The 20,076-nt window shown below is 64.5% G+C and carries 20 protein-coding genes; 14 read left to right on the top strand and 6 right to left on the bottom strand.

Translation table 11 applies throughout. The annotated features are described in order from the left end of the window. Positions 1–68: 68 nt before the first annotated feature. Entirely contained in the window at positions 69–956 is an 888-nt protein-coding gene (locus NA11_RS20920) for an NAD(P)-dependent oxidoreductase (protein ID WP_069163648.1), read from the bottom strand. Positions 957–1,085: 129 nt separating this feature from the next. Between NA11_RS20920 and NA11_RS20915 the strand changes: the two genes are divergently transcribed. From NA11_RS20915 to NA11_RS20905, 3 genes are all read left to right on the top strand, one after another. Beyond that, a complete protein-coding gene (locus tag NA11_RS20915) occupies positions 1,086–2,069 on the top strand; it encodes a helix-turn-helix domain-containing protein (protein ID WP_069163647.1) in 984 nt (327 codons plus the stop codon). A gap of 213 nt (positions 2,070–2,282) precedes the next feature. Continuing rightward, entirely contained in the window at positions 2,283–3,440 is a 1,158-nt protein-coding gene (locus NA11_RS20910; protein WP_069163646.1) for an MFS transporter, read from the top strand. A gap of 56 nt (positions 3,441–3,496) precedes the next feature. Next, complete coding sequence (locus NA11_RS20905) at positions 3,497–4,141, top strand: TetR/AcrR family transcriptional regulator (RefSeq protein ID WP_069163645.1); 645 nt, start codon at positions 3,497–3,499, stop codon at positions 4,139–4,141. An 83-nt stretch (positions 4,142–4,224) separates the two neighbouring features. Here NA11_RS20905 and NA11_RS20900 read toward each other — a convergent pair whose 3' ends face one another. Next, positions 4,225–5,877 (bottom strand): purine-cytosine permease family protein, encoded by a 1,653-nt coding sequence (locus NA11_RS20900; protein WP_069163644.1) that lies wholly within the window; start codon positions 5,875–5,877, stop codon positions 4,225–4,227. A gap of 384 nt (positions 5,878–6,261) precedes the next feature. Here NA11_RS20900 and NA11_RS20895 point away from each other — a divergent pair, with 384 nt between their 5' ends. From NA11_RS20895 to NA11_RS20875, 5 genes are all read left to right on the top strand, one after another. Beyond that, positions 6,262–7,467, top strand: coding sequence for a lipid-transfer protein (locus NA11_RS20895; protein ID WP_069163643.1), 1,206 nt, complete (start codon positions 6,262–6,264; stop codon positions 7,465–7,467). Positions 7,468–7,526: 59 nt separating this feature from the next. Beyond that, positions 7,527–7,964 carry a type II toxin-antitoxin system Rv0910 family toxin gene (locus tag NA11_RS20890; protein ID WP_069163642.1) on the top strand — a complete coding sequence of 146 codons (438 nt, stop codon included), beginning with the start codon at positions 7,527–7,529 and terminating at the stop codon, positions 7,962–7,964. Next, a complete protein-coding gene (locus NA11_RS20885) occupies positions 7,961–8,842 on the top strand; it encodes a MaoC/PaaZ C-terminal domain-containing protein (RefSeq protein ID WP_069163641.1) in 882 nt (293 codons plus the stop codon). The genes NA11_RS20890 and NA11_RS20885 overlap by 4 nt, the downstream gene beginning before the upstream one ends. 94 nt (positions 8,843–8,936) lie before the next feature. Further along, complete coding sequence (locus NA11_RS20880; protein WP_069163640.1) at positions 8,937–9,815, top strand: SDR family oxidoreductase; 879 nt, start codon at positions 8,937–8,939, stop codon at positions 9,813–9,815. A 27-nt stretch (positions 9,816–9,842) separates the two neighbouring features. Further along, positions 9,843–11,102, top strand: a complete 1,260-nt coding sequence (locus NA11_RS20875; protein WP_069163639.1) for an acyl-CoA dehydrogenase family protein — start codon at positions 9,843–9,845, stop codon at positions 11,100–11,102. 816 nt (positions 11,103–11,918) lie between these two features. Here NA11_RS20875 and NA11_RS20865 read toward each other — a convergent pair. Continuing rightward, a complete protein-coding gene (locus NA11_RS20865) occupies positions 11,919–12,347 on the bottom strand; it encodes a hypothetical protein (protein WP_069163637.1) in 429 nt (142 codons plus the stop codon). Positions 12,348–12,434: 87 nt separating this feature from the next. Continuing rightward, positions 12,435–13,346, bottom strand: a complete 912-nt coding sequence (gene ephH, locus NA11_RS20860) for an epoxide hydrolase EphH (protein WP_084654867.1) — start codon at positions 13,344–13,346, stop codon at positions 12,435–12,437. A gap of 63 nt (positions 13,347–13,409) precedes the next feature. Between ephH and NA11_RS20855 the strand changes: the two genes are divergently transcribed. Then, positions 13,410–14,288 carry an exodeoxyribonuclease III gene (locus NA11_RS20855; protein WP_141717739.1) on the top strand — a complete coding sequence of 293 codons (879 nt, stop codon included), beginning with the start codon at positions 13,410–13,412 and terminating at the stop codon, positions 14,286–14,288. 107 nt (positions 14,289–14,395) lie between these two features. Here the strand turns inward: NA11_RS20855 and NA11_RS20850 are convergent, their stop codons facing one another. Together NA11_RS20850 and NA11_RS20845 are read right to left on the bottom strand one after the other, a co-directional pair. After that, the gene (locus tag NA11_RS20850) at positions 14,396–14,866 is read right to left on the bottom strand and encodes an SAM-dependent methyltransferase (protein WP_069163636.1); all 471 of its coding nucleotides are present in this window, start codon (positions 14,864–14,866) and stop codon (positions 14,396–14,398) included. Between the two features lie 13 nt (positions 14,867–14,879). Beyond that, complete coding sequence (locus NA11_RS20845; RefSeq protein ID WP_084654864.1) at positions 14,880–16,190, bottom strand: helix-turn-helix domain-containing protein; 1,311 nt, start codon at positions 16,188–16,190, stop codon at positions 14,880–14,882. Between the two features lie 338 nt (positions 16,191–16,528). Between NA11_RS20845 and NA11_RS20840 the strand changes: the two genes are divergently transcribed. The 5 genes from NA11_RS20840 to NA11_RS20825 all read left to right on the top strand — a co-directional run bounded on the left by NA11_RS20840 (position 16,529) and on the right by NA11_RS20825 (position 19,979). Then, positions 16,529–16,867 carry a hypothetical protein gene (locus NA11_RS20840; protein WP_245746020.1) on the top strand — a complete coding sequence of 113 codons (339 nt, stop codon included), beginning with the start codon at positions 16,529–16,531 and terminating at the stop codon, positions 16,865–16,867. 210 nt (positions 16,868–17,077) lie between these two features. Then, complete coding sequence (locus NA11_RS45730; protein ID WP_167837691.1) at positions 17,078–17,251, top strand: hypothetical protein; 174 nt, start codon at positions 17,078–17,080, stop codon at positions 17,249–17,251. Positions 17,252–17,317: 66 nt separating this feature from the next. Further along, the gene (locus NA11_RS20835; RefSeq protein WP_069163633.1) at positions 17,318–17,830 is read left to right on the top strand and encodes a hypothetical protein; all 513 of its coding nucleotides are present in this window, start codon (positions 17,318–17,320) and stop codon (positions 17,828–17,830) included. Positions 17,831–17,900: 70 nt separating this feature from the next. Beyond that, on the top strand, positions 17,901–19,172 hold the full coding sequence (locus NA11_RS44920) for a hypothetical protein (RefSeq protein ID WP_141717738.1): 1,272 nt from the start codon (positions 17,901–17,903) through the stop codon (positions 19,170–19,172). 108 nt (positions 19,173–19,280) lie between these two features. Further along, positions 19,281–19,979 carry a hypothetical protein gene (locus NA11_RS20825; RefSeq protein ID WP_141717737.1) on the top strand — a complete coding sequence of 233 codons (699 nt, stop codon included), beginning with the start codon at positions 19,281–19,283 and terminating at the stop codon, positions 19,977–19,979. The last annotated feature ends 97 nt before the right edge of the window (positions 19,980–20,076 follow it).

The raw sequence follows: 20,076 nt of genomic DNA, 5'->3' as shown, positions 1-20,076 counted from the left end.
AATCCGGCGCCGGGGGTGAACCTTACGGGCACCCGCGCCACACGGTGGTACGGGTGCCCGGACTGTTTTCAGGCGTGCACCGGGTGGTCGAGCAGGACCGAGACGGCGCGGGTCAGGCTCTCCGTTCCGTTGCCACGCGCTACCCCCGCGTCGAGCAAGGCAAGCACCGGATCGAGCAGGTCGGTCGGCAGGTCCTGCGCGCGGTTCGCGTCGAGAATCATCCGCACTATCATCTGATGCTCCTCGACGCTGGCCATGGTCGGCGGGAACTCGTCCTTGTCGATCTGGGTGGCGAGCGCGGGCAGGGTGTCGAGCAGCGAGCGCAGCCACGGCACCAGCAGTTCGCGGGTGAATTCCGTTGCGCTCGCCTGCTCGCGGCGCATCATCGCCATCGCCTGGAAGAAGCCGCCGAACAGGCCGTACATGCCTGCCAGCACCGCCAGATCGTGCGCGGCGGCCAGTCCGGTGTCCGCGCCGAGGTGCTTCGCGGTGCCCAGTTCGGCGATCGTCGCGTGATGTTCGGCCTCGGCCTCGGGGGAGCCGCTGTAGACGATTGTCGTCGCGGGCGTGCCGAGCGTCTCCGGCATGCCGAGGATCGAGCCATCCAGAAAACGGCCGTGCCGCTTGGTCGTCCAATCCGCCAGCTCGCGGGCGTCCTCGGGGCGGCCGGTCGAGAGATTCAGCACGGTGCGGTCGGCCAGGTCGTCCGGGACCGCGTGCAGCAGCTCGGCCACCATCTCCGTGTTGTGCACCGAGACGATGGTCAGCGCGCCGGCCCGCAGCGCCTCGCCGAGGGTGTCGGCGCGGACGGCGCCGAGCGTGTCGAGCTGCGGTGCGCGGCCCGGCGAGCGGTTCCACACCGTGACCGAGTGGCCGTTGCGCAGCAGGACCTCCGCGATCGTCGCGCCCATGCGCCCGAGGCCGAGCACGGTCACCGGTGTGCGGTCGCTGGTCATTGATTCCTCCGTGGTGTCGTTCGTGCGAGTGAACAGGGCGCCCGGAGATCAGTTTTCTGGTTCGAGCTTCCCAGGTGTGAGTGGCAGGACTGACCTCGACCGAACGCTTTCTGCCATACGCTGGCGGCCATGACCGGTCATGTCGTCGCGATCGCCGTCACGCCAGGGGCGCTGCATCCGTGGGATATCTATGAGCTCGGGGTGATCGCCGCGATCTTCGGTACGCCCTACCCCAATCTCGCAGACCCTTGGTACGAGTTACGGGTGTGCTCGACCCAGCCGGACGCGGCGGAATCGGCCGTCGGCGGCGGGGTGTATCTGCGAGCCGACTACGGACCGGACGAACTCCGCTCCGCCGACACCGTTTTCGTGCCATCGATCGCCTACGACTGCGTCACCGGCGACCGGCCGGTGCCGCAGGAACTGCTGGACGCGCTGGTCGACGCACACGGTCACGGCGCACGGATGGTCGCGCTCTGCAACGGCGCCTTCGCGCTGGCGGCGGCACAGCTCTTGAACGGCCGCAAGGTCGCCACGTACTGGGAGCACGCGGCGATCCTGGCCCGCCGCTATCCCGCCGTCGAGGTCGACCGGTCGGCGCTCTACGTCGACGACGGTGACATCCTCACCAGCGCCGGAATGACCACGGCCATTGATCTTTCGCTGCACCTGGTCCGCAGTGACTTCGGCGCCGCCGTCGCCAACCGGCTGGCCAGGCGGCTGGTGACACCGCCGCATCGGACCGGCGGGCAGGCCCAGTTCGTCGATCTGTCCGCCGAGGCCAAGGCCGAGACCGACCTCGGGCCGGTGCTGGCCTGGGCCACCGCCAACCTCGACCAGCCGCTCACTGTCGATCTGCTCGCCGCCCGCGCCAACATGAGCCCGCGCACTTTTCACCGGCGCCTGCACCAGTCGATCGGGCAGACGCCGAAGCAGTGGTTGCTGAGTCGTCGCCTCGCACACGCCCAATCGCTGCTGGAGTCCACCGATTTCGGCATCGAACGGATCAGCAGGCTGTGCGGGCTCGGCACGGCGACGAACCTGCGCCGACACTTCGCCGCGGTGGTCGGCGTCACGCCCGCGGAGTACCGCCGCACCTTCGAACGGCGTTAACGCGAACCGGCTCGCGCGACGAGTTCGTCCTAATTGCGGCAATTGGGTTTCTGACCTGCGCGGACCCTCGCCGGTAGCGTGTCTTAACTCACGTTTACTGGGGAAGCGAAAGTGGGGATTCGCGCGTTTCATTGACACGTGACCATCGACCTTGTCGCCCAGGCTCCCGCACTGCCCCCCGAGGCTCAGCGGTCGACGTGGCATGTCCCGGCCATGCTCGCGCTGGCGCTCGGCGGGTTCGGTATCGGCACAACAGAATTCGTCACCATGGGTTTGCTGCCCAATATCGCGCACGCCATGCGGGTCTCCGAGCCGACCGCGGGGCATGCGGTGTCCGCGTACGCCCTCGGTGTTGTCATCGGCGCGCCGGTGATCGCCGCCGTGTGCGCGCGGGTCTCCCGCAAGAAGTTGCTCATCGCGTTGATGGCCGCATTCACGCTCGGCAATGTGGCGACGGTGGTCGCTCCCACCTTCGAGACTCTGGTGCTCGCGCGGTTCGTCACTGGGTTGCCGCACGGTGCCTATTTCGGCGTCGCCTCCCTGGCCGCCGCCACGCTTGCGCCGGTGGGGCAGCGTGCCAAAGCGGTTGCCGCAGTTATGCTGGGGTTGAGCGCCGCCAATGTTGTCGGCGTTCCCGCCGCCACCTGGCTCGGCCAGCATCTCGGCTGGCGCGACGCGTACGTGGTGGTCACGGTGATCGGGCTGGCGACGGTGGCCGCGCTGCTCTACTTCGTGCCGGAGCTGACCGGCATCAGGATGACCAACCCGATGACCGAGCTCGGCGCGCTGCGGCGGCCGCAGGTGCTGCTGACCCTGCTGGTCGGTGCGATCGGCTTCGGCGGCATGTTCGCCGTGTACACCTACATTTCCACCACGCTCACCTCCGTCGCGGGGATGTCCGCCGGGTCGGTTCCGTTGGTGCTGATGCTGTTCGGCGTCGGCATGGTGGTCGGCAACATCGTCGGCGGCGTGCTTGCCGATCGCGGTGTCGATCGCGCGATCTTTCTCTCGATGATCGGCATGGCCGTCATCCTCGCCGGTTTCGTTGTCGCGGCGCACAATCCGTACGCCGCGGCCGCAGGCGCCTTCCTCGTCGGCGCGACGGGCGCGGCGCTGGCGCCCGGCCTGCAGACCCGGTTGATGGATGTGGCGCACGAGGCGCAGACTCTGGCCGCCGCGTTGAATCACGCCGCGCTGAACATCGCCAATGCCGCGGGCGCCTGGCTCGGCGGCGCGGTCATCGCGGCAGGTTTCGGCTACACCGCGCCTGCGCTGGTCGGTGCCGGGCTCGCTGTTGTCGGTGTGCTGCTGTTCCTCGGTACCGTCGGGGCCGCGCGGCGCGACGCACGCAGCGCCGCGGCGACACTGTGAACCCCCGCGGTGGCACTGTGAACATACAGAGCTGTATGTAAGTGTAGAATCACCTGATGGCCAGGATCGACATCGCGAAGCCGCAGCGGCGTACCCAGGAGCAACGCAGCACCGAGATGCGCACGCGGCTGCTCGACGCGACCATCGACTGCCTGGTCGAGTACGGATACGCGGGGACGACGACGCCGCGGGTCGCCGAACGCGCAGGCGTCACCCGCGGCGCGCAGGTGCACCACTTCGGCTCCAAGACCGACCTGGTGGTCGCCGCGATCAGTCACCTCGCACAACTGCGCGCCGAGACCGCGATGCGGGAGATGGCCAAGGTCGAGCGCGGTGACGATCCGGTCGGCGCCGCACTGGAATTCCTGTGGGAGCTGCACCAGGGGCCGCTGTTCATCGCGACCGTCGAGCTGTGGGTGGCGGGGCGGACCGATCCGGTGCTCGCCGCCGCGATGGAGAAGGTCGAGCCGTTCGTCAACAACGCCGTCCTGATGGCCGTCGCCCGGTTCGTGCCGGACGAGATCCGCCGCAAGGAGGCCCGCGACTTCATCTACACCGCGATGGACGCGCTGCGCGGCATCCTGATCTCCAACTTCGTCGACCCGGATAACGAACGCGCCCAACGCCGTTGGCGTCGCGCGACCGCGCACCTGCACGACATCGCCGCCGCGGCACTTGCCGACGTACGCGCGGCCGAGTGATCTCGTAGCGGCAATTGCCGTACCGGCTTGCCTTGTCGTCGCCGCCGTGCGGGACACCGGCTGCGTCCCGCACGACAGGGCGGTCAGTGCTGTTGCGGGAGCAGGTGATCGCCTGCCTTGTCTGTGGACAGTGCCAGCGAGCTGATGTATTGGATCTCGCCCTCGGGTCCGGGGACAGCGGAGGCGATCATGTCAGGGCGTTCGAACTCCAGGCCGGTGACGTGGCAGGTCAAGGTTTCCCCTGACGGGTTGCCGTGCTCGTCGAGCATCGGCATGTCGATGCCGTCGTCGGTGCGCCGCAGGTAGTACTTGCCCTTGGTGGCGATGGCGGTGAGCGGCGTGGCGACGAACGCGACGACAACGGCGACGATCGGGGAGTAGGGCTTCAACAGGTCGCCGAAGATCCCGAAGAACGTCATGATCGACAACACCGCCGAGAGCCCGAAGCCGACCAGGCCGACCGGGTTGACGTCGTAGAGCATGCCGCGACGGAACTCCGGCTGCTTGGGCGAGATCTTCAGCAGGTACTTGTTGACCGCGATATCCGTTGCGACGGTGACGATCCAGGCGATGCCGCAGTTGGCGTAGAAGCCCAGAATGTTGTTGAGGAAGTCGAACATGTTGGCTTCCATCAGGATCAGCGCGATCACCAGGTTCACGGCCAGGAAGATCAGCCGGCCAGGGTAGGTCTTGGTGACCCTGGTGTAGGAGTTCGTCCAGGCCAGCGACCCCGAATACGCGTTGGTGACATTGATTTTGATCTGGCTGATGACGACGAGCACCACGGCGAGCGTCATGGCGAGCCACCCTGGCACCATGTCGCGGTAGATTTCCAGGAACTGGTGCACCGGCTGGTTCGCGATGCCCTGTGCGGCAGGCACATTCGCAATCAGATACACCGCGAGGAACAGCCCGACCACCTGCTTGAGCGCGCCGAAGACCACCCAGCCCGGTCCGGCAAGCAGCATCCAGGTCCACCACTTGCGTGCGTTCTCCGGCGTGCGCGGCGGCATGAAGCGCAGGTAGTCGATCTGCTCGGCAATCTGCGCGATCAGCGACAAACACACGCCTGCCGCCAGCAGCGTGCCGGAAATGCTGACGCCCGAACCGTTTTCGCCACCGTAGGCGAAGAACGCGGACACCGAATCGGGGTGGCGCACCAGCAGGAAGCCGAACGGAAGCACCATCAGTAGCAGCCACAGCGGCGTCGTCCACACCTGCAGCTTGGCCAGGGTGTTCATCCCGTAGATGACCAGCGGGAAAATGATCAGCGTCGAGGCGAGATAGCCGAGCCACAGCGGAACGCCCAACCCCAATTCCAGCCCCTGGGCCATGATCGACCCTTCCAGCGCGAAGAAAATGAAGGTGAACGAAGCGAACACCACATTGGTGATGACCGAGCCGTAATAGCCGAATCCGCTACCGCGCGTGATCAAGTCGAGGTCGAGGTTGTATCGCGCCGCATAATAGGCGAGCGGAAATCCGGTCAGCATGACAACGATCGCGAAGAAACCAATGCCGAGCAACGCGTTTCCGGTGCCGTGCGCAATGCCGATGTTCGCGCCGATGGCGAAGTCGGCCAGGTAGGCGATGCCGCCGAGGGCCGAGATGCCGACAACGGCCGGGCTCCATTTCCGGTAGCTCCGTGGCGCGAAACGCAGCGTGTAGTCCTCCAGCGTTTCCTTGGCCGCGGCTATCCCGTCGGTATTGAGCGACCGGGTATCGAGCTCGACCACATTTACTCCTCATCCCCGCACAGACAAAAGCAACCGTTCGACCGTCGTACACGGTTGTGGACGGGGAATTTCCGAACCATTACGCGGCTGTTACGTCCGCCGCCGCGGTGAGTCACGTCACAGCAATGCGCCCGGCGCGGGCGTGACCGGCGATTTGTCGACCTGAGCTGGTGAAACATACACATCCGGCGGTATGTATCGGAGAAGGCGTTACTGGCTGGCTATTCGATAGCTGGGACCGTGAGTACCGACTACAGCCTTGCGTACTTACATACATCTCTGTATGTTTGTTTCAGCGCGATCCATCGGGATCGGCGACCGCTGTCCGCTGCGCGGGCGGCATCCGGCGGAGCACGCCGGGCGGGCACTATCTGGAGGAGTTCGATGGCGAACAAGGTCTACGTCGTCGGCGTCGGCATGACGAAGTTCGAGAAGCCGGGCCGCCGCAAGAACGAAGATGGCACCGATTGGGACTACCCGGATATGGCCAGGGAGTCGGGAACCAAGGCGCTCGCCGACGCGGGCATCGCCTACGACCTGGTCGAGCAGGCCTACGTCGGCTACGTCTACGGCGAATCCACCTCCGGCCAGCGCGCGGTCTACGAGCTCGGCATGACCGGCATCCCGGTGGTGAACGTCAACAACAACTGTTCGACCGGCTCGACCGCGTTGTACCTTGCGGCACAGTCGATTCGGGGTGGACTTGCCGACTGCACGCTGGCGCTCGGCTTCGAGAAGATGCAGCCTGGCTCGCTCGGCTCCACCTGGGACGACCGCGAGCAGCCGATGGCGCGGCACATCATGGCGCTCGCCGAGATCTCCGAGGTGCTGTTCCCGGTGGCGCCGTGGATGTTCGGCGCGGCCGGACGTGAGCACATGAAGCTGTACGGCACCACCGCCGAGCAGTTCGCCAAGATCGGCTACAAGAACCACAAGCACTCGGTGAACAACCCGTATTCGCAGTTCCAGGACGAGTATTCGATGGACGACATCCTGGGCGCCAGGATGATCTACGACCCGCTCACCAAGCTGCAGTGCTCGCCGACCTCCGATGGCTCCGGCGCGGTGATCCTCGCCAGCGAGGCGTTCGTCGACAAGCACAACCTGGCCGGGCAGGCGATCGAGATCGTCGGACAGGCGATGACCACCGACTACAAGTCCACCTTCGACGAGACCGCCAAGAACCTGGTCGGCTACGACATGACCGTCCAGGCCGCGCGCAAGGTCTACGAGCAGGCCGGGCTCGGCGCCGAGGACTTCCAGGTGATCGAGTTGCACGACTGCTTCTCCGCCAACGAACTGCTCACCTACGAGGCGCTCGGCCTCTGCGGCGAAGGTGAGGCGGGCAAGCTCATCGACGAGAACCTGACCACCTACGGCGGCAAGTGGGTGGTGAACCCGTCCGGCGGCCTGATCTCCAAGGGGCATCCGCTCGGCGCAACGGGTTTGGCGCAGTGCTCCGAACTCACCTGGCAGCTGCGCGGCGCCGCCGACAAGCGTCAGGTGGACAACGTCACTGCCGCACTGCAGCACAACATCGGCCTCGGCGGCGCCGCGGTCGTGACGGCGTACCAGCGCGCAGAGCGCTGAGCGGCAGCCGACGCTGACCATCGAACTCGCACAACACATCTCGACGAGGAGCCATTGTCATGGGACACATCGAAGCAACCAAGGACGTCAACGCCACCCCTGAGGCACTGTGGACAGTCGTCTCCGACCCGCAGACCTGGGACAAGTGGTTCACCATCCACGAGCGCTTCATGGAGGAGCCGCCCGCCGTGCTCACCGAGGGCGCGAAACTGGTCGCCAAGATCGTCATGCTCGGCATGGCGAACAAGCTGGAGTGGACCGTCGTCTCCGTGCAGCAGCCGACCAAGCTGACCCTCGGCGGCACCGGAATGGCAGGTGTGAAGACCGAATTCACCTTCGACATTCAGCCCAAGGGCGACGGCGGCAGCACCATCCTCGTCTCCGGCGACTTCGAGGGCGCGCTGATCAAGGGTGCGCTCGGCAAGGCGGTCGAGAAGGACGGCCTCAAGCAGCTGGACAAGTCCCTCGAGCAGCTCGACGCCCTGGCTTCGGCATGACATCGGAGACCACCACGTCCTCCCGGCTCGTCGAGTTCGACGACGCGGGGCTGGAAACCTGGTGTGACGAGGAACGTTTCGAGGTCACCGGCGAGCGGATCGCCGAATACGCCGCGGCAACCAACGATCCGATCGAGGCGCACCTCGCGGGCACGGTGGCCTCGCCGATCTTCGGCATCGTCCCGGTCTTCGAGGCGATGCTGATGCCGGTGATCGAGGTCGCGCCGATGGACATCTTCGGCCGGGTCGTGCACGGCGAGCAGGACTTCCACTTCCACCGGGCGATCCAGCCCGGCGACGAACTGGTCTCGCGGGCCAAGGCGATCGGCTACACCAGCAAATCCAAGGGCACGACGATCTCGCTCGTCATCGAATGCCGCACGGAAGCGGGGGAGCTGGTCAACGAGCAGTACCTGACCGCGTTCTTCCGCAACATCGACGCGGGCAAGTCGGTCGGTGTCGAGGCGCCGACGCACAAGTTCGACGAAAGCCTGCGGGCCCACGATCCGGTGGCGGTCGTCGCGCAGCATGTCGACGACGACCAAACCTTCCGTTATGCACCGGCTTCCGGTGATCCGGTGCCGCTGCATCTGGACGAGCAGGTGGCCAAGGACGCCGGGTTGCCCGGCATCATCGCGCACGGTCTGTGCACGATGGCCTTCGCCTCGTGGGCGGTGCTCACGGAGGTCGCTGATTCGGATGTGAACCGACTCAAGCGATTTGCCGTGCGCTTCGCAAAGATGGTGTTCCCTGGTGACGACCTGGAGACCCGCATCTGGAAGGTGGGCTCGGCCGACGGCGTCACCACCTACGCCTTCGAGACCGTCCGTGGCGAGGACGTCGTCCTCAGCGACGGGCTTGCCGAAGTAGCCGACTGAGCTGGTCCGGTGTGCGCCCCGGCGAAAACCCCTGGCGCACACCGTGACCCCGGCGCGACATGCAGCACAGACTTCAGTAGAAGAGGAGACATCGATGGGTGCACTCGAAGGTCGAGTAGCCGTCATCACCGGCGGCGGCCGCGGCATCGGCCGCGAGCACGCCTTGCTGTTCGCGCGTGAGGGCGCGGCCGTGGTCGTCAACGACCTCGGCGGCAGCAACGAGGGCGAGGGATCCGACACCACCCTCGCGCAAGAGGTCGCCAACGAGATCATCGCCGCGGGCGGCAAGGCGGTGGCCAACACTGCCAACATCGCCACCTGGGACGGCGCGAAAAACGTTGTCGATCAAGCGGTCTCCGAACTCGGCGGGCTCGACATCGTGGTCAACAACGCGGGCATCCTTCGTGACGCGTTCATCGCGGGCATGGACGAGGCGCAGTGGGACGCGGTGATCGCGGTCCACCTGAAGGGCCACGCCGCGGTGCTGCACCACGCTGGCGCCTACTGGAAAGAGCAGAGCAAGGCGGGCAACCAGCCGAACGCCGCGGTGATCAACACTGCGTCCGCGTCCGGCACCACGGTGCCGAATGCCGGGCAGGCCAACTATGGCGCGGCCAAGGCGGGCATCGCCGCGTTGACCCTCGTCGCGGCCGACGAGCTCGCCCGCTACGGCGTGCGGGTCAACGCCATCGCGCCGATCGCGCGCACCCGGCTCACCCTGGCGACCCCCGGCATGGGTGCGATGATGGCCGCAGAGGCGGACGAGGTCGAAGAGGGCGGCTTCGATGCCTTCAGCCCGGCCAACATCTCCCCGCTGGTGGCCTACCTCGCCTCGGACAAGTGCCCGATCACCGGCAAGGTGTTCGCGGTGCAAGGTGGGGCCATCTCCGAGCTGGCAGGCTGGCACGATGTCAAAACGATCGAGACCGAGGGGCCGTGGCTGATCGACGACATCGCCGCCCGGCTGCCATGAGCTCGGCGGAACGTTAGGAGAACAACGATGTTCGAATGGTCCGAGACCGATGTGTTGATCCGCGACGCACTGCGGACGTTCATCGACAAGGAGATCCGCCCGCACCTGGACGCGCTGGACAGCGGCGAGCTTTCGCCGTACCCGATCATCCGGAAGCTGTTCAGCGAGTTCGGGATCGACGCCATGGGCGGCGAGGCCGTGGAGAAGCTGCTTGCCAAGCAGCGGTCCAAAGAGGCCGCGCTCGCCGCCGGTGAACCACTGCCGGAGAAGAAGGAAAAGTCTTCCGGCGGTAGGCCGTTCGCCGGGCAGGAATCGCTGATGGCGGTGCTGGTCGGCGAATTGTCCGGCGTCTGTATGGGTTTGGTCACCGCGCTCGGCGTCAGCATCGGCCTCGGCGCCACCACCATCATGTCGCGCGGCACGCTGGCCCAGAAGGAACGCTGGCTCGCCGACATCGTGACCATGAAAAAGGTTGCGGCATGGGCGATCACCGAACCCGACTCGGGGTCCGACGCATTCGGTGGCATGAAGACCTACGTCAAGCGCGACGGTGAAGACTATCTGCTCAACGGGCAGAAGACCTTCATCACCAACGGGCCGTTCGCCGATGTGATGATCGTGTACGCGAAGCTCGACGAGGGCGACGGCGGCGACAAGCGTGAGCGCAAGGTGCTCACCTTCGTGCTCGACAAGGGCATGGAAGGGCTCACCCAGGGCAAGCCGTTCAAGAAGATGGGCCTGCACGCCTCGCCCACCGGTGAGCTGTTCTTCGACAACGTCCGCCTCGGCCGCGACCGGCTGCTCGGCGAGACCGAGGAGCACAAGGGTGGCGACGGCAGGGAGAGCGCCCGCTCCAGCTTCACCGCCGAGCGGGTCGGTGTCGCGTTCATGGCGCTCGGCATCATCAACGAGTGCCACCGGCTGTGCCTGGATTACGCCAAGAACCGCAAGCTCTGGGGCCAGGAGATCGCCCGCTTCCAGCTCGTCCAGCTCAAGCTGGCCAAGATGGAGATCGCGCGGATCAACGTGCAGAACATGGTGTTCAACACGTTGGAGCGTGGGCGCGCAGGCAAGCCGCCGACGCTGGCCGAGGCATCGGCGATGAAGCTGTACGCGTCCGAGGCGGCCACCGAGGTCGCCATGGAAGCCGTCCAGCTGTTCGGCGGCAACGGATACATGACCGAGTACCGCGTGGAACAGCTTGCGCGCGACGCCAAGTCGCTGATGATCTACGCGGGCAGCAACGAGATCCAGGTGACCCATATCGCCAAGGGGCTGCTGGCATAACCACGACCGATCCCGGGCGCGGCACGGCGCGCGCCCGGGACCCGTTGTCCCGACCAGGTCAGCTATCTACTCCTGACCTTCCCCCGCCACCTCGACAGCAAGCGCACCGGCGTCGCCTCCTAACGGACGCAAGGAGATCCGACGTCGTGCCCGGGCCGGCTCCGGACGGGAGCAGCGGTCGTTACTGCTCCATAGCCCTTCGCCAAGACTTGCGTGATGCGGTCCTCCAGGTGTGCCACCCGCGCGTGGAGTTGTTCTCTGTCTCGACTCAGCTGACGCTTCTGGGCGTAGAGCCGAGTCATCTCGGTCCCGAGGCGGCTCATCCCAGGCTCGAAGTGGGACTTGCGTTGTCGGGAGACGCCGGTGCGTCTGCTGGCGTCGTAGCGTTGCATGCCGAGGTGGGATATCCGGTTCCCGAGCCTGTCGACGCGTGCTCCCAGCCGGGCTACGCTGACCTTCACCAGCTTGACATCGGTTCGCACCTGTTCCTCCCGTGATTGGCGAAGTTCGGCCTCCTGTCCCTGTTGTCGTTTGCATTGCGACCACTGCCGCCAGTCGTCGACCGGTTCGCTTCTCTAGATGATCCAGTTGTGAGTCGATCGTGCGGACGGTTCGACCTATATCGCTGGCGCGCTCGTTGGACGCATGGACCAACTCGTACAGGCTTTCCACATCACTCCAGAGCCTGCTGATTGCGCGTTGAAACTCTGCGATCCCCATGGCGCGCAACGGTAGTCGCCGCTCGGCGCGCGATCGAGACCTTTTCGTGATCTGAAGAACATCCTGAACTGTGATCGCCGCACGAGTCGGCGTCGGCTAGTGCGATGGTGGCGGCTGCTTCTGCTGCAGCAACTCGACGACGAGGTCGAGGGTCTGTGAGTTCTGACGTACAACGACGTCCAGCTGAGTCACCTGCGACTCGAGTCGGGTGACCTTGGAATCGAGGTGGGTGACCTGCGATCCGTTCTGGTCCACCTGTGCCGTAAGACCGCAGAGCAGCGATTCCACGCGATCCAGGCGTTGCGCGTGTTGTCGCTGGGCGGCGAGAAGCAGGCCGAAATTTCGACCGGACGTTTTCTCTAACCGGTGCAGTCGCAGACTGTTTCCTCGTACGAAGCATTCGATCTTGTCCGTCTGCTTCTGGATCTTGTCCGTCGTCTCCTTGGTCTCAGCCGCCAGCTCGTACAGCCCATCGACATCGCCGCGAATTTGGTCGACCCTTCGATCCTCTGGTGTGCTCCCCATGGCGGCAACAATAGGTCGCTGCCGCAACGAGATCGAGACCTTTCCTCGATCTGGGGATAACTCGCTGAGCTGTGGATATCCCGTGCGTCAGACTGCGCGGAGGCGGTTGCGGCTGGCGTAGACGTGTTCGGCGATGAGGGTGGCGATCCGGTCCGGTGCTTCGAGCATCGGGACGTGGCCGACGCCGTGGACGACGATGCGGTCGGCGGAGTCGGGGAGCTCCTTGAGGTAGCGACGGGCGTAGCTGCGGTTGGGGATCACCCGGTCGTATTCGGAGAGCAGGAGCCGGACCGGGGTTTGCAGGGTGGACAGATCCTCCTGCTCGGGTCCACGGGCGGTGCCGACGATGATCGCCAGCATGGCAGGGCAGTTCAGCGTTGCCGTGATGGCGGCGGCGGTGTCGCGGCGGGAGACGGCGGCCGCGTTCTTGCTCAACGGCAACAACGCCAGTCGCTGGATGACGGGGTTGTTGATCGCGAAACCGCCGAGGCGCTTACCGATTTGGATGACCGGGACCAGCGAAAGGAACTTCAGGCAGGTGCGCATCTGGGCGAGCGAGGGGATATGCCAGCCGCCTGCGGGCGCGATCAGGGTGAGCGTGCGCGCCCGGCCGCGCCTGGCGAGTTCGACGCCGACCCAGCCGCCGAGCGAGTTCCCGGCGATATGGCAGGTGCGCCAGCCGAGTTCGTCGAGTTGGTCCTCGACGCGATCGGCCAGCGCGTGGATGTCGACGGACCAGCCGTCCGCGGGCTCGCCGCCCCAGTGTCCGGCGAAGGCGGGTGCGAACACTTCGCACTGGCTCGACAGCCGGGCCGCGGTCTGCTCCCAGCAGTGCGGCGACAGCATGAAGCCGTGTAGCAGGAGCAGCGGGTCGCCGGACCCGACATGCAATGCCTTCAGCACCTGAGGCCGGGTCGGCTCGGGCTTGGCCGGAACGGATGCGCCGGTGGCGCGTTTCGCATCGGCCTTGGACTTGGAGGTGTCAGACGACATCGTCATCGCCCCTTCCTGGACGGCGGTGTCCCGGGGGAATTCATCTGACCAGCATTGTACGGTCGTGCGGTGGCCTACATCATCTCGAGTGTGAACGTAAACGGCGTCCGCGCGGCTGCGGGCAAAGGCATGCTTGCCTGGCTGGCCGCCACCGAGGCCGACATCGTCTGTGTCCAGGAGACCAGAGCCACCGAGGACCAGGTCGCGGCGGCGCTGGCGCCCGCGCTTGCCGACGGCTGGTGGCTGGCGCAGGCCGAGCCGGAGTCCAAGGGCAGGGCTGGTGTCGCGATCCTGTCGAGGCGCGAACCGAGCGCGGTCCGAATCGGCTTCGGCAGCAGCGAGTTCGGCGCGTCTGGCCGCTACCTCGAGGCCGACTTCGGCGAGCTCACCGTGGCCAGCGTGTACGTGCACTCCGGCGACGCAGGGACACCGCGACAGGACGAAAAGTACCGTTTCATGGCCGAACTCGGCGCGTACCTCACCGCACGCACCGGCGATTTCGTGGTGAGCGGTGACTGGAACATCGCGCACACCGAACGGGATCTGAAGAACTGGAAGGGCAATCTGAAGTCGGCAGGGTTCCTGCCGGACGAGCGTGCCTGGATTGATCAGCTGCTCGCCGCAGGCTACGTGGATGTGGTGCGCGCACTGCATCCCGGTGTCGACGGCCCGTACAGCTGGTGGTCCTATCGCGGCCGCGCTTTCGACAACGACACCGGCTGGCGCATCGACGCGGTTTACACAACGCAGAGTATCGCATCCCGAGCCATATCGGCACGGGTGGAGCGTGCCGCCGCCTACGACCAGCGCTGGTCCGACCATGCGCCGGTCACGGTGGAATTCGCGGAGAAGGTACGCGAACCGCTGCTCGGCGCCTCACGTCCATCGCCCGACGTATCAGCGATCGCAGATAACCCAAAGGCTGTCCCTCAACAGGTCTACGCGTAGTTCAAGCCCGGTCCGAAGGGCGGACCGGGCTCGGAGGCTCACAGAGCGAGACTGCTACTGGCCGTTGAACTCTCCGTCGACCACCTACCCGCAGACACTGACAAGCTTCAGAAGTAGTTCTTGAGCATCGCTGTGGACCACTCAGCTTGCCGCACTTCACCGCGCGGACCGAACTCTGCGAACCACGGCTTGATGTCCAGCACGGGCGTGCCGTCCACCGCGTCCAGTTCGGCCACATGGAGATCTAGTCCGTCTACGCGAAGCAGACGCGTACGGGATACCCCTAGCCAGTTGACACGGCGCATGTTTCGGTGGCCGAAGATTCCGACCTTCGGCCAATCGGGGTTATCGCGGGCACTACGCGCTCCGAAGTGCAAATCTGTCGGATCTGTCAGATGGAAGCGGAATACAACCTCCAGATGACTGAAAGCCTCTAAGCCCAGTACAGACTCTTCTGTGAACCGGCTGTCATCTATCCGGATGATTGCCTCGGTTCCGGCCCAATGATCGTCCGTAGGTTCGATGCGACCACCCACGACATGGGCGATCGGAACAACCTCAAACGTTTCGTCTGCCATATGACCTCTGTTCCTATGTCCCGCTGGCGATCAGATATTGCGCGGCCCGCTCGTCGATCTCAGTCACGCCCGCAACCCGCTGGCCCAGATATGGTTCCACTGTGGCGCGTATGTCGCGGGCAACTTTCCTGGTGCGCCCTGACTGCACCCGGCTTCCTGATGGCACGCCATCCTGGATACCTTCCATAGCATCTAGAGCGGATGTCCATGTGGCGTAAGCCTGTTCAAGTTCGCCGCTGCGTGCCTGCACGGTACCCAAGTAGCCAAGTGTCACGGCATGGGTTCTCGCGAAGGGCTTGGCCTGTCGTTTGCGGACACTGAGTTCGAACTGGTCGGCAGCGCCGGTTAGATCGCCCGCATCACGCAACGCGCACGCGGTTTCGTGAGCAAGGCTCGCTTCGGAGAAGAAGAACACCCGAGCGGGCTCAAGGTCTGCCGAGGCAGACGCGGCGGCAAGGTCTTGCTCCGCTCTGAGTAGGGCTTTGGCCGATTCAGCGGTCTGACCAGCCGCGCCCAGCGCCTTGGCGTGAACAACCTTCAAAAGCGCTCGCTCGCGCGGGCAGGCGTTTCGGTACCGGTCGCCGCTTACCGATGCCTCTGCGAGCTGAAGGCCCTGCTGAGGGTGGCCCAGGTCGACAGCCTGATGTGCCATTGCGCGCAGTACGTGTCCGGCAAGCGGATCGTCGCCTGCATCGGCCGCGAGCTTGGTTGATGCCATGAAATAGCGTTGCGCCGGATAGTGCTCGTCGTTGTCGAAAGCCATCCAGCCAGCCAGATACGCAAGTTCACTTGCTGCTGAGAACATGTCTCGCCGAACGGCCTCGCTGGTGTACGAACCGTTGAGATAGCGGGTTACCTCATCAGTCAGGTACTGGACAACAGCTGTTCGTCCGTGGCCACCGCCCAATCGCTGGTCCATGCGCGAGAACAGGGCCACCACCTCGCGCACATCGGCCACGTCGGCTTCACCCACATGGCGAACGCTGTTATCCCGGCGTGGCAAGTCGGACGTTGATGGAGCAAGCCAGCCTGGCAGCAGAACCGATGCGCTCAGCGCAGTGGAGTAGCCGACACGAAGAAATGAGCGCCGCTCCACATCAGCCCTTCCGAGGTCTAGCAGGGTCGCCAAAGGGTCTCGAATCTGACCGAAACGCTTTTCGTACCACGCTATGACATCGTCTGTTGGTGTCCGCTCTCCGGTCTCGTAGTAAGACAGGGCGGACGTGCTGTAGTGGGTCACTCTCGACACGGCAGCAAGAGACATCCCCGACGCTTCACGGGCCGCTCGGAGCTGCGCTCCGACGACGGCAGCGTGACTGTCCATAGATCGAATCTAGACGCTTTGTGGACGCGCTGTGGACGAGATCCTGCGTATCTCATGCCGGTAGCGGTGGTTGTCTGAATAGGTGCCTGGTAGGCGCTCCACTACTCGGACGGAGCCGCCGCACCCTACCGACCGCAGGGGCCGGGCACACCTAAACCGTGCGATGCCAGCAGGGGGCTTGAACCACGATGGAACACATACCGTTTGGCGATACACCGATTTCTCGATGCGGCTACTACCGGTTGGTGTGCGGACTGGCCGCTGTCATCGACCCGCCCGGTTCTGCGCGCATCACCTTCCCTGCCGGAAGTACTGGCGCGCTGACCATGCCCGGACCGTTGGGGATCGTGCTGCGGGGCCATATGCAACACCATGGCGTTGCGGTCGGCCCGATCGTGGCGCACGTCGGCTCGAACCGGTGGAGCTTTCTGATCCGGCCTGACATACCCGATGACGACACACGGCTGTTCAACGACATGTTCCGGCTCAACGTGATGATCGTTCGTTCGGGAAGCATCCCGCTACCTTCACCGACAGCCCAAACCGGAGGCGTTCGACGCTGGATCGAACTGCCGCGCAATACCTTCCGCCCTTCGGGCAATGTTGTGGTCGACGCGATACGCGCGTGTACCGGTATCGATCGGGATTCGCGATCGTTGGCGGTGCATCGTGGCTGACACACCCACGTCCCCGCATCCTGAGGAGCCGGACGTGCACCTAGCCATCACGCTATGAGGCGAACGGCTGGACTACGCCGCATCCCAGACCGCCGCAGACAACTTCTTGCAGGAGCACCGACAGCACCACTACGTCGATGATGTGAGCGTGATCCCTGGTGTCCCAACGGGATTGGACCGACTTCCGAACGAACGACTGTACGACGGGCCATGACTGAGTACGAGCGGGCGGTACGCGAATTCCGCAGCGCTACAGACGCTTACAACCTCATGGGCGAGCCGGAGTCGGGTCCGATCCGTGACCGGTTGGACCTAGCGGTCGACCAGTTCATCCGCGCTGATAGACGCAAGGCTTCCGGCGAGGATGACGAGGACGGGGCGTGAGTTGGTTGTACCTTGACCACGACAGCGGGACGATGGCCTGTTCTGGCCATGACGAGAGGGGTAGGCATGGGAAATGACGAACAGCAATTGAGCATGGATCTCGGTGTCGAGCAGACTGAATGGGGTAAATGGGTCGACCCTGAACGTCGCCGGGTGCAAGCCCAGAAGTTCATGGACTACGCGGGTATTCGTGAAATCCCTTCAGAGCCGTGGCCGGAGGACTCGGCAGAAGTAAAGCGGCTCGATCCTATTGTTTCGGCGCTGTTCCCTGACCTGGCTACGGCGATGGCTCCCGAGAATTCCGACCTGTCCGACGCATTCATATGCTTCATGGGGCAGTGCTTTATCGAGCTGGCGGGCGCTGAGTGGATTGAATACGAATGGCCGGGCGAAGAGTGCACATTCTATCCGCATGTGAACCCTGCCCTCAGGTTTGATACTGAAGACGAAGACGAAACCACAGCATGGTATCTGATGAAAAGCATGATCGAACACCGTGACGGAATGTTCTCAGATCTAGCGGAAACGATCCGAGAGTACGCGGGCTATCACGCCGAGAAGCGAGACGGCGAAGCCTAGCCGTCATGTGACGATTCGCTGCCCGAGCCCTTTAGTCGGGACGTAAACACACCGGGGGGTGTGGCCAACGATGGACGGATACGACAGAGACCGCGATCCTTACTCGAATAATGATCGGGGCAGGATATTCGAGAACGGTACCTATGAGCACTACCATCTGCGTGAGAAGGGATACGTTCAACAGTCGCAGATGTTCAGAGTCCCCGGCATAGGTAATGTCGTCTTCGACAAGATAACGAATGATCAGGGCAAGACCTTGGCCGACGAAGACAAGTCGGGCAGGATGGATAGCAAGAAAGACGAGCGGCAGCTAGAGGTCGTATACGAGCTGATCAAGACGGGCAGGATCGACCATTACACCCTGCGGACGGTCGAGCGTGAGCCTATTTCCGACCGGTGCCAGGAGCTGATAGACAAAATACGCCGAGATTTTCCGGAAAAGTCTACGCATTTGATAATCGACCGCGAAACTGCACGGGAAATCTGGGCAAAAGGTCTCGCCATGGACCGAGGCAAAGGGCAGCAGCTCGAACTAGATAAGGTCCGCGAGAAAGCGCGAGAGGGCAAGGCGCAGGCGCTTCAAAGGGCCAAGGATAGAATCGCGGCCCTAGCTAAGGCGCGTGAAGCAAGAGAAAAATTCCGTAACATGCAACGGTTCCGGGAAGCAGTTGCACGCGGCAGGGCGGACGCTCCGGCGCGTGTCCAAGCTGAACGAGCCGAGAGGGCTAAGCCACCACCGGTACCTGAAGCCAAACGCGCCAATCGAGCACGAAGCACACCGGAAAGCAGGCGGTTGGCCGAGCGGGCACGGATCGAGAGAGAGGCCGCCGCCAAGCGGGCAGTGCGGGAGTTTCAGGACCGAATCAAGTCCGGCCCTGTGCCGTCCACAGGTAAAGCGCCCGAGAAGTCCACGCCGGAACGAGAGTCACCCGAAGCCGCACGCGCCAGAGTCGAACGCGAAGCCGTCGAACGGGTGTTGAAGGAATTCCCGTTCCCGGCAGCCAATCAATCCCCTGAGCGGGAAGCGCCCGAAATCGGGGAACGAGCCGCCCCAGAGTTGGCCGACGCTGCCAGCGTGGAACGCGCAGCCGCAGCCGAACGTGAAGCAGCGGACAGGGCAGCACGCGAGGCCGCGCGGACGCAGGCCGAGTTGGACCGGGCACGGGACGCGGCGTATCGCGAGATGCTGAATCAACCTCAAGTTCCTGAGCATGTACGACTAGGACTGTCGCACGCACAGGCACCGGAGGCGGCTGTGCGGACTCCGCCTGGACAGGCACCCAGTGTCGAACGAGGCGGCAGGGAGGGACGAGACGCACGCGGCCTCGAACGCGACCGCTGACGCGCGAAACCGCCGCCCCTGACCGGAAGCGGCCGACACGCCGACATCGGCGAAGTTGGTCAGTTGTATCCCCCACGGTGCGTCATGGCCTGCGGCACACTGCCGCGTATGGATTGGCTCAAGCTCGCCGGTGTGATCGTGGCCAGCCTCGCTCTTCTAGCTGGCCTGTACTACTTTCTTGCGGGAAGACGTAGGAACAAGATTCACATCACCTTCTCGGCGCAATCGGTCATCAGCAGCAACGTCGCGCACCATGACCTTGAACTTCGCCACAACGGCACCCTAGTCCAGAACCCCTATGCCGTACTCCTGGTCATCCAGAACCTAGGCCCGAAGGATGTGCGCAGTAACGACTTTGATGGCGATGCCTCTTTGCAGATCGATCTCGGGATGCCGATCCTGTCGGTGTCGGCCTCCTGGTCCTCGCCAAGAACGGCGAAATCGGTGTCTACTTCACCCAAGGCGGGCACCACAACGAGCGTGGAGTTTCCACCAGGACTCATGCGCAAAGGCGATCAGTGCACTGCAAGTGTGATCGTTGACGGAAAGCCAAAACCCGAGGTGCGCTCGCCTATAGCCGATACCGACGTCACGCTTGATGATCGTGCGGCTCCCCCGGTCTTCAGGGCACTGACCGTGGCGTTCACCGCTGCGGGGAGCGCCTTCACAGCGAGTGCACTTGCGGCGGGCGCCATCAGCGCGGCGGGACTCCCCAGCTTCGGAGTTGCCCTCGTCGGCGGTGGAGCCTTTATGGTCGCGACCGGCGTCAGCGTTGCCGCTCTGTACTTCGCGGTGGATCGGAGATAGTTCTGGCTGTCAGCACTACTGCCATCGAACCTATGTTCGAGGACTGCTGGAAGTGTTCGAACCTTCGCTACGCCGCGTCGTCGACCCGCCTGCGTCC

Origin of the sequence: Nocardia altamirensis NBRC 108246 (assembly GCF_001612685.1) — a bacterium.
Classification (GTDB): domain Bacteria; phylum Actinomycetota; class Actinomycetes; order Mycobacteriales; family Mycobacteriaceae; genus Nocardia; species Nocardia altamirensis.
This window is presented reverse-complemented; position numbering and strand designations above follow the sequence as displayed.

What these genes read in the sequence shown, in the direction of transcription:
- NA11_RS20920 (WP_069163648.1), bottom strand. Translation starts at nt 956, where the DNA reads ATGACCAGCGACCGCACACCGGTGACCGTGCTCGGCCTCGGGCGCATG.
- NA11_RS20915 (WP_069163647.1), top strand. Translation starts at nt 1,086, where the DNA reads ATGACCGGTCATGTCGTCGCGATCGCCGTCACGCCAGGGGCGCTGCAT.
- NA11_RS20910 (WP_069163646.1), top strand. Translation starts at nt 2,283, where the DNA reads ATGCTCGCGCTGGCGCTCGGCGGGTTCGGTATCGGCACAACAGAATTC.
- NA11_RS20905 (WP_069163645.1), top strand. Translation starts at nt 3,497, where the DNA reads ATGGCCAGGATCGACATCGCGAAGCCGCAGCGGCGTACCCAGGAGCAA.
- NA11_RS20895 (WP_069163643.1), top strand. Translation starts at nt 6,262, where the DNA reads ATGGCGAACAAGGTCTACGTCGTCGGCGTCGGCATGACGAAGTTCGAG.
- NA11_RS20890 (WP_069163642.1), top strand. Translation starts at nt 7,527, where the DNA reads ATGGGACACATCGAAGCAACCAAGGACGTCAACGCCACCCCTGAGGCA.
- NA11_RS20885 (WP_069163641.1), top strand. Translation starts at nt 7,961, where the DNA reads ATGACATCGGAGACCACCACGTCCTCCCGGCTCGTCGAGTTCGACGAC.
- NA11_RS20880 (WP_069163640.1), top strand. Translation starts at nt 8,937, where the DNA reads ATGGGTGCACTCGAAGGTCGAGTAGCCGTCATCACCGGCGGCGGCCGC.
- NA11_RS20875 (WP_069163639.1), top strand. Translation starts at nt 9,843, where the DNA reads ATGTTCGAATGGTCCGAGACCGATGTGTTGATCCGCGACGCACTGCGG.
- NA11_RS20865 (WP_069163637.1), bottom strand. Translation starts at nt 12,347, where the DNA reads ATGGGGAGCACACCAGAGGATCGAAGGGTCGACCAAATTCGCGGCGAT.
- ephH (WP_084654867.1), bottom strand. Translation starts at nt 13,346, where the DNA reads ATGACGATGTCGTCTGACACCTCCAAGTCCAAGGCCGATGCGAAACGC.
- NA11_RS20850 (WP_069163636.1), bottom strand. Translation starts at nt 14,866, where the DNA reads ATGGCAGACGAAACGTTTGAGGTTGTTCCGATCGCCCATGTCGTGGGT.
- NA11_RS20845 (WP_084654864.1), bottom strand. Translation starts at nt 16,190, where the DNA reads ATGGACAGTCACGCTGCCGTCGTCGGAGCGCAGCTCCGAGCGGCCCGT.
- NA11_RS45730 (WP_167837691.1), top strand. Translation starts at nt 17,078, where the DNA reads ATGACTGAGTACGAGCGGGCGGTACGCGAATTCCGCAGCGCTACAGAC.
- NA11_RS20835 (WP_069163633.1), top strand. Translation starts at nt 17,318, where the DNA reads ATGGGAAATGACGAACAGCAATTGAGCATGGATCTCGGTGTCGAGCAG.
- NA11_RS44920 (WP_141717738.1), top strand. Translation starts at nt 17,901, where the DNA reads ATGGACGGATACGACAGAGACCGCGATCCTTACTCGAATAATGATCGG.
- NA11_RS20825 (WP_141717737.1), top strand. Translation starts at nt 19,281, where the DNA reads ATGGATTGGCTCAAGCTCGCCGGTGTGATCGTGGCCAGCCTCGCTCTT.